Origin of the sequence: Achromobacter veterisilvae, from assembly GCF_900496975.1 — a bacterium.
GTDB lineage: Bacteria > Pseudomonadota > Gammaproteobacteria > Burkholderiales > Burkholderiaceae_B > Achromobacter > Achromobacter veterisilvae.
In genome coordinates this window covers 134,120-147,497 of the sequence record NZ_UFQC01000002.1, presented here as the reverse complement: position 1 = coordinate 147,497, position 13,378 = coordinate 134,120, and the positions used below count along the sequence as shown (strand labels likewise).

Sequence of the window (13,378 nt, the reverse complement as noted above, 5' to 3'; positions counted from 1 at the left end):
GTTGCCACGGAGTTGCACGCGCCATGAAGACCCGCATCGAAAAAGACACATTTGGCCCGATTGAAGTGCCCGAAGACCATCTTTGGGGCGCCCAGACGCAGCGCTCGCTGCATTTCTTCGCGATTTCCACCGAAAAGATGCCGGTTCCGCTGGTCGATGCCATGGCGCGCCTGAAGCGCGCGGCCGCCAAGGTCAACGCCGACCTGGGCGAACTGGATCCCAAGATCGCCGACGGCATCGTCCGCGCCGCCGACGAAGTGATCGCCGGCAAGTGGCCCGGCGAGTTCCCGCTGTCGGTCTGGCAGACCGGTTCGGGCACGCAAAGCAACATGAACATGAACGAGGTGCTGGCCAACCGCGCCTCGGAGCTGCTGGGCGGCGTGCGCGGCGAAGAGCGCAAGGTCCACCCGAACGACCACGTGAACCGCGGCCAATCGTCCAACGACACCTTCCCCACCGCCATGCACGTGGCCGCCGCCGTGCAGGTGGAACACCACCTGCTGCCCTCGCTGAAGGCGCTGCGCGCCACGCTGGCCGCCAAGAGCGCCGAGTTCTACGACATCGTCAAGATCGGCCGCACCCACCTGCAGGACGCGACTCCGCTGACCCTGGGCCAGGAATTGTCGGGCTATGTGGCCCAACTGGACCTGGCCGAACAGCAGATCCGCGCCACCCTGCCCGGGCTGCACCAACTGGCCATCGGCGGCACCGCGGTCGGCACCGGCCTGAACGCGCACCCGCAGTTCAGCGCCAAGGTGTCGGCCGAACTGGCGCACGCCACCGGCACGGCCTTCGTGTCGGCGCCCAACAAGTTCCAGGCGCTGGCCTCGCACGAAGCGCTGCTGTTCGCCCATGGCGCGCTGAAGTCGCTGGCGGCTGGCCTGATGAAGATCGCCAACGACGTGCGCTGGCTGTCCAGCGGCCCGCGTTCGGGCCTGGGCGAGATCAGCATCCCCGAGAACGAGCCGGGCAGCTCCATCATGCCGGGCAAGGTCAACCCGACGCAGTGCGAAGCCATCACGATGCTGGCCGCGCAGGTGCTGGGCAACGACGTGGCCATCAACATCGGCGGCGCCAGCGGCAATTTCGAACTGAACGTGTACAAGCCGCTGGTGATCCACAACTTCCTGCAGTCGGTGCGCCTGCTGACCGACGGCATGGCCAGCTTCGACAAGCATTGCGCCGCCGGCATCGAGCCCAATCACGAGCGCATCGCCGAACTGGTGGACCGTTCGCTGATGCTGGTGACGGCGCTGAATCCGCACATCGGCTACGACAAGGCCGCGCAGATCGCCAAGAAGGCGCACAAGGAAGGCCTGTCCCTGAAGGAATCGGCGCTGGCGCTGGGCTATCTCACGGAAGCGCAGTTCGCGGAATGGGTCGTGCCCGCGTCCATGACGAATAAGTAGCCGAGTCTGGTGTCAGACACCCGGGACCGCTAGCCTCAACCTGGACGGCATCTCGTACGGGTGTCAGACACCTGTGCCAGAGTCTCAACCTGGACGGCATCTCGTACGGGTGTCGGACACCGGCGCCAGACTCGCGGCGGCTATTGGGCTGTCCGTGCTTCGACGGATTTGCCCTGCTTACCCGGCCAGCAGCAGCCACGCCGGGATCGTCAGCGCCGAAAGCAGCGTGCCCAGCGATATCAGCACCGCCACCATGCGGCCGTCGCCGCCCATGCGCATCGCCAGCACATAGGCCGCGGAGGCCGTGGGCAGGGCGGCGAACAGCAGGAGCATCCGCGCTTCCAGCGGCGGCAGGCCCAGCAGGCCCGCCACCAGCCAGGCGACGGCGGGCAGCGCCACCAGCTTTACCGCCAGCATCCACGCGATCAGCGTGCCATAGCCCTTGCCGCCTTCCCAGGACAGGCTGGCCCCCACGCAGATGATGCCCAGCGCGATGGCCGCCGCGCCCAGGCGGGCCAGCACCGTGTCGACGGGGCCGGGCAGATGCAGTCCGGCCAGGTTGCAGGCCAGGCCCAGCAGGGTGGAGACCAGGAGCGGGTTGCGCGCCAGTTCGCGCAGCAGGCTGCCGCCGCTGTGGCGCGCCAGCCCGTAGACCGCCGCCAGGTTGGCCATCGGCACGGCGAAGCCGACGATCAGCGCCATCGCCGTCTGGCCCTGCGTGCCGCCCAGGCTGGCGGACAGCGCCAGGCCGATGTAGGTATTGAAGCGATAGCCGCATTGCGCGGACGAGGCCAGGCCCAGCGACGTGGGCCGCAGCGCCAGGCCCGCCAGCCAGGACAGCGCCACGCCCGCGCCGATCACGGCCGCGGTGGCCTGCAGCAGCATGATGGCGTTCCCGGCCGTGATGGGCGTGCGGACGATGGCCTGGAACAGCAGGGCGGGGAACAAAACGTAGTAGACCAGGCGCTCGGTGCCGGCAAAGAACTCGCGGGAGAAACCCAGTTTGTGACGCAGCGCCCAACCCAGCGCGACCAACATGAAATCAGGGAAAACCAGGAGGGCAACCGACATTGGCGAGTACGTATTGAGGCGCGTCAACCGGGGATCGGCACGCTATGCGACTGTAAGCATTTGCTGCTATTCTCCGTCATTCTGGCGGCCGCGTGTGCCACAAGCAACCTACAACAGCAGTGCGATTCGCCCAGCACTCAAGCCGCGCGCCGCCACCGTCAATGGCTGACCCGTCTACAGGCGGGCACATCACACGGCCCGTTCACCTGCGGGGCCGCATTATTGGAGGAAACACTTCTATGAATAAAGTCCGCTCCCTGGCAGCCGCCATCGCCCTGGCCGCCGGCGCTGCCGGCACCCTCGGCGTCTCCGTCGCGCATGCCGCCGACAAGTACCCGAGCAAGCCCATCCGCGTCATCGTTCCGTTCGCGCCCGGCGGTTCCACCGACATCATCGCGCGTCTCGTGACGCAGCGCATGAGCCAGGAACTGGGCCAGCCCATGGTCGTGGAAAACAAGGGCGGCGCGGGCGGCGCCATCGGCGCGTCCGAAGCCGCGCGCGCCGATGCCGACGGCTACACGCTGTCCATCGCCACCGTGTCGACGATGGCCGTGAACCCCGCCTGCCGTCCCAACGACCTGCCCTACGATCCGATCAAGGATTTCCAGCCGGTCACCAACTTCGCCAACACCGCCAACGTCGTGGCCGTGAACCCGAAGTTCCCCGCCAAGGACTTCAAGGGCTTCCTGGAAGAGCTGAAGAAGAACCCGGGCAAGTACTCGTACGGCAGTTCGGGCACTTGCGGCGTGCTGCACCTGATGGGCGAATCGTTCAAGATGGCCACCGGCACGGACATCGTGCACGTGCCGTACAAGGGTTCGGGCCCGGCCGTGGCCGACGCTGTCGGCGGCCAGATCGAAATCCTGTTCGACAACCTGCCGTCGTCGATGCCGCAGATCCAGGCGGGCAAGCTGCACGCCATGGCCATCGCCTGGCCGGACCGCATCGAATCCATCAAGGACGTGCCGACGTTCAAGGACGCGGGCTTCCCGGTGCTGAACCAGCCGGTCTGGTACGGCCTGCTGGCTCCCAAGGGCACCCCGATGGACGTCGTGAACAAGCTGCGCGATGCCGCTGTCGTGGCCCTGAAGGACCCCAAGGTCGTCAAGGCGCTGGACGAGCAGGGCTCGGCGCCGTCGGGCAACACGCCTGAGGAATTCGCCAAGGAAATCAAAGAGCAGTACGACTGGGCGAAGGACGTCGTGAAGAAGCAGAACATCAAGCTGGACTGATGTTGCGCGGGGGCGGCCAGGCCGGCCCCCAAGCGGAAAAAAAGCGGGCGCCCCATTCGGGCGCCCGTTGCTTTTCGGGGAAGGCGGCCGGTCTTCAGGCGGGGCCGTCGAGAGCGGCCTGGCGCGCCTCGCAGCCGGCCTTCAGCCGCTCGATCAGGTCGCGGTGCAGCGCGGACAGGGGATCCTGGTTGCGCACCATGATGCTGATGGGCACGCGCAGGGCGGGTTCCAGCCGACGCAGGCTCATGCCGGGGCGCAGCATCGCCTGCGCCGTAATCGCGTCCACGACGGCGTCGCCGCAGCCGGCGTCGACCAGCGCGCAGGCCACGTAATGGGTCTGTACCTGGATGGCGACCTGCGGATCCAGGCCTTGCGCGTCCAGCGCCATCTGCAGCAGGGCGCCGGACGCGTCGCCCGCGTCCAGCACGATCAGCGTATCGCCCGCCATGTCCGACACCTCCGACAGCCGCAGCGGGCCGGCGCCGGGCTTGCGGCTCAGGTGCACGAGCTCTGTGTGGCCCAGTCCCATGCGGGTGAGGCCCGGATAGTCGTTCGTGTCGAAGGTGATGGCCAGGTCCAGTTCGCGCGTCAGCAGGCCCTGCACGAGTTCGGCGCTGTGGTGCGTGTGGATGTCGAAGGTGATGCCGGGCTGGGCGTCGCGGCTGTCGCGCACCACGCCCGGCAGCAGCCCCAGGCCCAGCGCGGGCGCGCAGCCCAGCCGCAAGTGCCCGTTGGGCCGGTCGCGCAGGCTGGCGGCCAGCCTGCGCACGCTGTTGAGGTCCTGGTTCAGGCGCGCGACCTCGGGGGTGAGGATCTCGGCCTCGCGGGTGGCGACCAGCCGGCCCTTCACGCGCTCGAACAGCTTGAAGCCCAGTTGGGCTTCGGCGTGGGCCAGCAGCTTGCTGGCCGCGGGCTGCGAGATGTGCAGCGCGGCCGCGGCCTCGGTCAGGGATCCGGTACGGCGGATCGCTTCGAAAATCTCGATGTGGCGCAGGCGCATGGCACGACGGGAGCAGTGGACTGGAACCGGGATTCTATGCCGGATGCGCCGCCCGGATGCGTTGATATGATGGACGCCTGCCGGAACGCCGGCGCACATCGGAGCCTCTCATGCGCGCACCCAGTCATGCCGCCGCGATCCTGCTTGCCGCCGCCATGGCCTTCGTGTGCGCCCTGCCCGCCGCCTGGGCGCGGGCGCCCCAGGCGGCCGAGGACCTCAACCCGGAGGCCGCCAGCGGCACGCGGGACCGCCAACTGGCGCGGGCCCCGCATTTCATGATGGTGTCGGCCAATCCGCTGGCGACGCAGGCCGGCGACGAGATGCTGCGCCGGGGCGGCAGCGTGGTGGACGCCGCCATCGCGACCCAACTGGTGCTGAACCTGGTGGAGCCGCAATCCTCCGGCATCGGCGGCGGCGCGTTCATGGTGCTGTATTCGGCCCGGACCGGCCGCATCCAGACCTACGACAGCCGCGAGACCGCGCCCGCCGCGGCCCGCCAGGACCGCTTCCTGGATGCCCAGGGCAAGCCGCTGCCGTTCGCGCAAGCCGTCAACAACGGCATGTCGGTCGGCGTGCCCGGCCTGCTGCGCGGATTGGAGCTGGCGCACAAAGAGCACGGCGCGCTGCCCTGGGCCGACCTGTTCCAGCCCGCGATCCGGTTGGCGGAGCAGGGCTTCGCCGTGTCGCCGCGCCTGCACGCGCTGCTGGCCGGCAACAAGGCGCTGCCGGCGCAGCCCGCGGCGGCGGCCTATTTCTACGCGCCCGGCGGCGCGCCCTGGCCGGTTGGCCACGTGCTGAAGAACCCTGAATTCGCGCGCACGTTGCGCGCGGTGGCGGAAGGCGGCGCGGACGCGTTCTACCAGGGCGGCATCGCCCGGGACATCGTCGCCGCGGTGCACGGTCACGCCGTGCCCGGTGACCTGAGCCTGGCCGACCTGGCCGCCTACCGGGCCCAAGAGCGTCCTCCCGTCTGCGGCGGCTACCGCGGCTATCGGCTTTGCGGCATGGGCCCGCCCAGCAGCGGCCCCATCGCCGTGCTGCAGATGCTGGGCGAACTCGAACAATTCCCCATCGGCAGCTATGCGCCGGGCAGCGTGGAGGCGGTGCATTATTTTTCCGAGGCCGGCCGGCTGGCGTTCGCCGACCGCGACTTCTATGTGGCCGACCCGGCCTACGTGCCGGTGCCGGTGAGCGCCTTGCTGGATCCCGCCTACCTGCGCGCGCGGGGCGCGCTGATCCGTCCGGACCGCAGCATGAAGGTGGCGCTGCCGGGCGATCCCGAAGGCAAGCTCCTGTCGCTGGGCAAGGATGATGCGCTTGAATTGCCTTCCACGAGCCACCTGGTGGCGGTGGACGCCCAGGGCAATGCGCTGAGCATGACCACCACCATCGAAAGCGAATTCGGCAGCAAGATCTTCGTGCGCGGCTTTCTGCTGAACAACGAGATGACGGATTTTTCGTCGTCGTACCGGGACCCCGAAGGCCGGCTGGTGGCCAACCGCATCGAGCCCGGCAAGCGTCCGCGCAGCGCGATGGCGCCGATGATCGTGCTGCGCGGCGACCGGCCCTATCTGCTGGTGGGTTCGCCCGGCGGCAGCGCCATCATCAACTACGTGGCCAAGACCCTGGTGGGCGTGCTGGACTGGGGCCTGGACATCCAGGCGGCCATCGCCCTGCCCAACATGGGCAGCCGCAACAAGGAGACCGAGCTGGAGAAGGGCACGCCGCTGGAGGCCCTGGCGCCCGCGCTCGAGCGCATGGGACACCCGGTGCGCATCACCGAATTCCCCAGCGGTATCCACGGCATCGTTATCGGCCCCGACGGGCTGCAGGGCGGCGTGGATCCGCGCCGCGAAGGCCTGGCGCAGGGGGGGTGACGCGAGGCGCCGGCTGCCCGCGGCCGCATGGATTGCGCGCGCTTGGCGTCCGGGCTCTTGCGTCGATGATCTCGCGCTTCATCCATCCTACAGCTCTGGCGGCAGCTTGCGCAGCGCCGCGGGCGTGCGCGACAGCTTGATGGGCGAGCCCACGCCGCGGTAGTCGCCTTGTTCCAGCACCATGCCGCGATGCCGGGTATGCGGATGCGCCAGCGCCTGGTCCACCGTCAGCACGGCGGCCGCGGGCACGCCGCTGCGCAGCAGGCGGTCGGCCAGCGCGGACGCGTCGTGCCCGGCCAGCAGCGCGGACAGTTCGTCGCGCAGCGTCTGGCGGTTGCGCAGGCGGTCGGCGTTGGCGGCGTAGCGCGGGTCCTCGGCCAGCGCGGGCGCGCCCAGCGCCTGCGCCAACTGCGCGAACTGCCGGTTGTTGCCCACCGCCAGGAAGATCGGGCCGGTGGCCGTGGGCAGCGTTTCGTAGGGGGCGATGTTCGGGTGCGCATTGCCGCTGCGCGCGGGCACCTTGCCGCTGTAGAAATAATTCGGCGCGTGCGGATGCAGCAGCGACAGGGCGCAGTCGTACAGCGTGATGTCCAGGAACTGCCCCAGGCCGCTGCGGCCGCGCTCGTTGAGCGCCAGCAGGATGGCCACCGCCGCGTTCAGGCCCGTCACCATGTCCACGACCGGCAGGCCGACGCGGGTGGCCTCGCCCTCCGCGTCGCCGTTCACGCTCATCAGGCCGCACATGGCCTGGGCGCAGGCGTCGTAGCCGGGCAGGCCGCCCAGCGGCCCGTCGGATCCGAAGCCGCTGACCCGGCAATGGATCAGGGTTGGAAATTCCCGGCTCAGGGCCTCGTATCCCAAGCCCCATTTTTCCAGCGTGCCGGGCTTGAAGTTCTCGACCAGCACGTCGGCGTCGGCCAGCAGGCGGCGCAGCAGCTCCTGGCCCGCCAGCCGGGACAGGTCCAGCGTCATGCCTTCCTTGTTGCGGTTCACGCCGATGAAGTACGAGGCGGTGTCGCCCAGGAAGGGCGGCCCCCAGCCCCGCGTCTCGTCGCCGCCGGGCGGCTCGATCTTGAGCACGTCCGCGCCGTGGTCGGCCAGGATCTGCGTGCAATAGGGGCCGCCCAGCACGCGGGACAGGTCGATCACCTTGCAGCCGGCCAGGGCGCCGGCGTTGGGTAGGGTTGAAGCCATGCGGAATCCGTTCAATCGATGGAAACGTGGGCGCTGGCGATCACGTCGCGCCATTTGGGGACTTCGGCCGAGATGAAGGCGGACAGGCCCTGGGGCGTCTTGTCCTGCGCTTCGACGATGCCCTGGCTGCGCAGCGTCTGGGCGACGCCGGGATCGGACAGGGCGCTCTGGAACGCGCGGTTCAGGGTGTCCACGACCGGGGCCGGCGTGTTCTTGGGGGCCACGATGCCGAAGAACACGCTGACGTCGTAGCCCACGAGCCCCTGCTCGGACAGCGTGGGCAGGTCGGGCAGCGCGTCGGAGCGCTGGGCGCTCGCCAGGCCGATGGCGCGCAGCTTGCCGGCCTTGACGTAGGGCAGCGCCGTCAGGATGTCGGTGAACGACATGGACACCTGCCCGCCCAGCAGGTCATTGAGCGCCGGGCCGGTGCCCTTGTAGGGGATGTGCATGATCTGGGTGCCGGCCATGCGGTTGAAGAGAATGCCGGCCAGGTGCGAGGAAGCGCCGTTGCCCGACGAAGCGTAGCTCAGCGCGTCCGGATGCTTCTTGGCGTAGGCGATCAGCTCCTGCGCGTTGTTGGCGGGCACCGAGGGGTTCACGACCAGGATGTTGGGCAGGTGGCCGATGCGGATGATGGGGGCGAAGCTGGTCTGGGGATCGTAGCCCTGCTTCTTGTACAGGCTGACGTTGATCGCCAGCGGCCCGGAGGTGCCGAACAGCAGGGTGTAGCCGTCGGGCTTGGCGTTGGCCACGTATTCCGAGCCGATGTTGCCGCCCGCGCCGCTGCGGTTTTCGACGATGACGTTCTGGTTCAGCGGCTGCCTGAGTTTCTCCGCCAGCCTGCGCGCCAGGGCGTCGGTGGGGCCGCCCGGCGGGAAGGGCACGATCAGCGTGACGGGGCGTTCCGAGGGATAGGGATCCGCGGCCAGCGCGGGCGCGGCGGGAATGGCGGCGGCGGCCGCCAGCAGCAAGGGGGCGAGATAACGGGTCATGCTTTGTCTCCAGTGGTGGATGCGCGCCGGCTGTGCCGCCGGCGTCGGTTTACAGCGCGTATTGCAGGATGGCCCGGCAAGCCGCGCTTTCGTCGGGCGGGATGGCATAGGGATCGCTCGGGCCCAGGCGGTGCAGCAGCACCTGGTCGGCCAGTCGCGCCCGGTTTTCCAGTCCGGGGGCGGCGGCTTCCCAGCGCAGGGCGGCCAGGGAAACCGCGTGGTACAGCAGCGATGCCGCCTGGCGGGCCAGCTCGGCGCGGTTGTCCCGGGCGGCGTGCTCGGCCAGCGCGTAGGTCTGTTCCAGCGCGCGGGCCTGCAGGGAGGCCAGGGCGGGCGGGCAGGGCGCGCCCTCGGCCAGCAGGCGGTCGACGTGGCTGCGCAGCGCCGGCAGCGAGTTTTCCTTCGTGATGGCGCGCAGCACGTCCAGCGCCACGATGTTGCTGGTGCCTTCCCAGATGGAGCCCAGGTGCGCGTCGCGCACCAGGCGGGGCTCGGTCCATTCCTCGATGTAGCCGCAGCCTCCGCGCACTTCCATCGCGTCGCCGGTGACCTTGCGGGCGTCGCGGCAGGCGCGGAATTTGATGAGCGGGGTCAGGATGCGGGCCAGCGCCGGATCGCCGCCGCCCTGGTCGGCGTCGGCCAGCGCGCGCGCCGTCTGGAACATGACGCTGCGGGCCTGTTCGGCCCAGACCGTCATCTTGACCAGTTGGCGCTGCATCAGCGGCATGTCGATCAGGCGCTTGCCGAAGGCGCGGCGGTGCTGCGAGAAGTAGACCGCCTCGGTGACCGCCCGGCGCATCAGGCCGGCGGCGCGCATGCCGTTGGACAGGCGCGAGTTGTTGATCATGTCGGCCATCTGCTTGAAGCCGCGGCCGCGTTCGCCCACCAGCCAGGCGACCGCGCCCTCCAGGCGGATTTCGCCGCTGGCCATCGACCGCGTGCCCAGCTTGTCCTTCAGACGCAGGATGCGGTAGGTGTTGTGTCCGCCGCCGGGCAGGTCGCGCGGCAGCAGGAAGAGCGACACCCCCTTCAGGCCGGCCTGCGGCTCGCTGCGCGCCAGCACCATGGCGTAGCCCGCGTCGGGATTGGAGCAGAACCATTTGTCGCCATAGAGGCGCCAGGTGCCGTCGTCCTGGGGCTCGGCCGTGGTTTCGGTGGCGCTGACGTCCGAACCCGCGCCTTGTTCCGTCATGAACATGGCGCCCTGGCGCAGCGTGTCGAAATCCTGGGAGGTGACTTGCGGCAGGACCCGGGCCACCAGTTCCGGGTCGCCGAACTTGCGCAGCGTGCGCGCCAGCGAATCCGTCATGCTGACCGGGCAGCACAGGCCGAACTCCGCCTGCACGAACAAGTGGCTGAGCGCGTATTTGGCGGCGGCCGGCATCGGCTCGGGCCAGCCCAGCACGCCGCCCCGGTGCGATAGCGCGGCCAGGCCGAACTCGCTGTAGGCCAGGCGTTCGAGCTCGACGTAGGCCGGGTGCTTGTCGATGCGCGATTCGTCCGTGCCGGCGCGATTGCGCACGGACAGGGTGGGCGGGTTCCTGTCGGCCGCCGACGCCAGTTCGTCCATGGCGCCGCCCGCCAGTTCGCCCAGCCGTTCCAGGTGCGGCAGCAGGTGGGCATGCAGCGCCGGGGGCAGGTAGCGCCGGCTGAGCGCCGCGGCGTAAGGATCGGCAAGGAACAGGTTCAGGCCGCGCGAATCCGGAACGGGCGTGGCGGCGGGCGTGGCGGTCTTGACGGGGGCATCCATGGCGGCATCCTGCAAAACGGAAAAAGATGCTTGATGGTGCGCGGGTGGATTAATCTATACAAATACCTTTTTTGTGTAGAACAATCCAAAAAAAATATAGATAGAAGGAACAAGGGGACAAGCATGGACCTGGATCCGCGCCTGCTGCGCTATTTCATCGCCGTGGCCGAAGAGCGCCATTTCAGCCGGGCCGCCGTCCGGCTGCACATCTCCCAGCCGCCGCTGAGCTACGCCATCCGGCAACTGGAGGACAACGTGGGCGCGCGGCTGCTGACTCGCAGCAGCCGCCACGTGGAACTGACCGACGCCGGGCAGGTGCTGTACCGCGAGGCCCTGACGCTGCTGCGCCAGGCGGAGGAGGTGCGCACGCTGGTGCAGCGCGTGGACGCGGGCCTGCGCGGCAGGCTGCGCATCGGTTTTGTCGGCTCCATGCTGTACCGGGGGCTGCCCGCGCTGCTGAACGCGATGCGGGCCGAACTGCCGGACGTGGAGCACGTGCTGACCGAATTGAACTCGCACGACCAGATCGAGGCGGTGCGGCGCGGCGAGCAGGACCTGGGCTTCATCCACGCCAATCCCCTGCCGAAAGGGGTGGAGGCGCGGGACCTGGTGGCCGAGCCCTTCATGGTGTGCCTGCCGCAGGCGCATCCGCTGGCGGGCCGCGAATCGCTGCGGCTGGCCGACCTGGCGGCGGACGATTTCGTGTTCTTCGCGCGGGCGGCTTCGCCGAGCTACTACGAGACGGTGCTGGCCATGTGCGTGTCGGCGGGCTTCACGCCGGTCATCCGGCACGAGGTGCGCCACTGGCTGAGCGTCGCGTCGCTGGTGTCGCAGGGGCTGGGCGTTTCCATCGTGCCGGCCTGCCTGTCGCGCAGCGGCCTGGCGGGCACGCGGTTCATCGCATTCGAGCACGCGGCCCGCTCGGTCAGCCAGGCGATCTGGCCCGGCGCCGCGCGTTCGCCGCTGCAGGAAAAGGCCGTGGAACTGGTGGCGCGGCATTACTCCGCCGCCGGGCCGACAGGAGTACACTCGTTTCAGCCATGTTCTACCGATCGGTCCTGCCCCTGACACGCCGCCGGCGCTTCATTACCCGGCTGCGCCATTGCGGCCCTCCGGCGAAGCACTGAACCCCATCCGAGGGCGTTTCAGTTTCTTCTCCGGAGTCGATCGTGGCTATTCCCTTTTCGTTTCGTCCGCGTCTTTTCAGCGCGCTGCGCGGCTACGACCGCAGCCGTTTCCTGCAGGACCTCGGCGCCGGCCTCACCGTGGCCGTGGTGGCGCTGCCCCTGGCCATGGCCTTTGCCATCGGCTCGGGCCTCAAGCCGGAGGCCGGCCTCTTCACCTCCATCATCGCGGGCTTCCTGATCGCCTTGCTCGGCGGCAGCCGGGTGCAGATCGGCGGGCCGGCGGGCGCGTTCATCGTCATCGTCTACGACATCGTGCAGCAGTACGGCGTGGCCAACCTGATCATCGCCACCGCGCTGTCCGGCGTGCTGCTGTTCGTGATGGGGCTGCTCAGGCTGGGCACGCTGGTGCGCTTCATCCCGGTGGCCGTCATCATCGGCTTCACCAACGGCATCGCGGTGCTGATCGCGCTGTCGCAGGTCAAGGATTTCCTGGGCCTTTCGATTCTCGACATGCCGGGCGATTTCTTCGGCATCCTGGGCGCGCTCGGCGGCCATCTGTCCACGCTCAATCCCTGGGCCGCCGGGGTGGCGCTGGTTTCGCTGGCGGTGATCGTCGGCTGGCAGCGCTGGCTGCCGAAATGGGGCGGCCACCGGACGACCCGGCTGGCCCGCGTGCCCGGCTCCATCGTCGCGCTGGCGCTGGCCACGGCGGCGGTGGCCGTGTTCGGGCTGCCGGTCGAGACCATCGGCAGCCGCTTTGGCGGCATACCGGCGGCGCTGCCGGACTTCACCCTGCCGGCGTTCAGTTGGGAATCGGCCCGCTTCCTGCTCATGCCCACCCTCACGCTGGCCGTGCTGGGCGCCATCGAGTCGCTGCTGTGCGCGCGCGTGGCCGACGGCATGATCGGCGACCGGCACGACCCCAACCAGGAACTGATGGCGCAGGGCATCGCCAACTTCGTCACGCCCTTTTTCGGCGGCATGCCCGCCACCGGCACTATCGCGCGCACGGTGACCAATGTGAAAAGCGGCGCCACCAGCCCCGTCGCCGGCGTGGTGCATGCGCTGGTGCTGCTGCTGGTGATCCTGGCATTCGCGCCGCTGGCGGCCTCCATCCCGCTGGCCACCCTGGCGGCCATCCTGATGTTCGTGGCCTGGAACATGGGCGAATGGCGCGAGTTCGCGCGGCTCAAGACTTACCGGATGCCTTACCGCGTCACGCTGGTGTCGGTGTTCCTGCTGACCGTGATCTTCGATCTGACGGTCGCGGTGGAGTTCGGCATCTTTGCCGCGTGCATTACCTTCATCTACCGCATTTCCAGCCTGTCGCGCGCCGAACGCATCACGGCCGCCGAGCAGCCCCTGCTGGCCGGGCAGGATGGGAAAGTCGCGGTCTGGCGGCTGTATGGCACCGTTTTCTTCGGCGCCACCAAGCTGGTCGAGTCGCTCGAGGACCACCTGCCCGCGCGGGCGCTGGTGCTGGACCTGAAGAACGTGATCTACGTGGATTCGACCGGCGCCGAGGCGCTGGAAGGACTGAGCGCCGCGTGCGACGCGCGCCAGGTGCGGCTGATCGTTTCTGGCCTGATGGGCCAGCCGCTGGACATCGCGCGCCGCATCGGTCTGTATAAGCGCTTGCAGGGCCATCTACAGCCCGACGTGGCGAGCGCCACGGCGGCGGCCGTGGCCGCCGCGCAAGCGGACGAGGGCGCGTAGGCGGCTGGCG

Annotated in this window: 10 protein-coding genes; 5 read left to right on the top strand and 5 right to left on the bottom strand. The window is 69.1% G+C overall.

Annotated features, from left to right (window positions below):
* Nucleotides 1-23 precede the first annotated feature (23 nt).
* Nucleotides 24-1,409: a class II fumarate hydratase gene (gene fumC / locus AVE30378_RS02335; protein ID WP_129239162.1), complete on the top strand. Its 1,386-nt coding sequence runs from the start codon at nt 24-26 to the stop codon at nt 1,407-1,409.
* A 177-nt stretch (nt 1,410-1,586) separates the two neighbouring features.
* Here the strand turns inward: fumC and AVE30378_RS02330 are convergent, their stop codons facing one another.
* Nucleotides 1,587-2,480: an AEC family transporter gene (locus tag AVE30378_RS02330; RefSeq protein ID WP_129239161.1), complete on the bottom strand. Its 894-nt coding sequence runs from the start codon at nt 2,478-2,480 to the stop codon at nt 1,587-1,589.
* Between the two features lie 239 nt (nt 2,481-2,719).
* On the opposite strand from AVE30378_RS02330, the gene AVE30378_RS02325 reads away from it, so the two are divergent.
* Nucleotides 2,720-3,712, top strand: a complete 993-nt coding sequence (locus AVE30378_RS02325) for a tripartite tricarboxylate transporter substrate binding protein BugE (protein WP_129239160.1) — start codon at nt 2,720-2,722, stop codon at nt 3,710-3,712.
* A 94-nt stretch (nt 3,713-3,806) separates the two neighbouring features.
* Here the strand turns inward: AVE30378_RS02325 and AVE30378_RS02320 are convergent, their stop codons facing one another.
* A complete protein-coding gene (locus AVE30378_RS02320) occupies nt 3,807-4,712 on the bottom strand; it encodes a LysR family transcriptional regulator (RefSeq protein WP_129239159.1) in 906 nt (301 codons plus the stop codon).
* A 155-nt stretch (nt 4,713-4,867) separates the two neighbouring features.
* Between AVE30378_RS02320 and ggt the strand changes: the two genes are divergently transcribed.
* Complete coding sequence (ggt, locus tag AVE30378_RS02315) at nt 4,868-6,589, top strand: gamma-glutamyltransferase (protein WP_129239288.1); 1,722 nt, start codon at nt 4,868-4,870, stop codon at nt 6,587-6,589.
* A gap of 87 nt (nt 6,590-6,676) precedes the next feature.
* Here ggt and AVE30378_RS02310 read toward each other — a convergent pair whose 3' ends face one another.
* From AVE30378_RS02310 to AVE30378_RS02300, 3 genes are read right to left on the bottom strand one after another with little or no spacing between them, the layout of a single operon-like run.
* The gene (locus tag AVE30378_RS02310; protein WP_129239158.1) at nt 6,677-7,783 is read right to left on the bottom strand and encodes a CaiB/BaiF CoA transferase family protein; all 1,107 of its coding nucleotides are present in this window, start codon (nt 7,781-7,783) and stop codon (nt 6,677-6,679) included.
* Between the two features lie 11 nt (nt 7,784-7,794).
* The gene (locus AVE30378_RS02305; protein ID WP_129239157.1) at nt 7,795-8,775 is read right to left on the bottom strand and encodes a Bug family tripartite tricarboxylate transporter substrate binding protein; all 981 of its coding nucleotides are present in this window, start codon (nt 8,773-8,775) and stop codon (nt 7,795-7,797) included.
* 49 nt (nt 8,776-8,824) lie between these two features.
* Complete coding sequence (locus AVE30378_RS02300) at nt 8,825-10,525, bottom strand: acyl-CoA dehydrogenase family protein (protein ID WP_129239156.1); 1,701 nt, start codon at nt 10,523-10,525, stop codon at nt 8,825-8,827.
* 123 nt (nt 10,526-10,648) lie between these two features.
* Here AVE30378_RS02300 and AVE30378_RS02295 point away from each other — a divergent pair, with 123 nt between their 5' ends.
* Nucleotides 10,649-11,593 (top strand): LysR family transcriptional regulator, encoded by a 945-nt coding sequence (locus tag AVE30378_RS02295; RefSeq protein WP_129239155.1) that lies wholly within the window; start codon nt 10,649-10,651, stop codon nt 11,591-11,593.
* A 101-nt stretch (nt 11,594-11,694) separates the two neighbouring features.
* Complete coding sequence (locus AVE30378_RS02290) at nt 11,695-13,368, top strand: SulP family inorganic anion transporter (RefSeq protein WP_129239154.1); 1,674 nt, start codon at nt 11,695-11,697, stop codon at nt 13,366-13,368.
* The last annotated feature ends 10 nt before the right edge of the window (nt 13,369-13,378 follow it).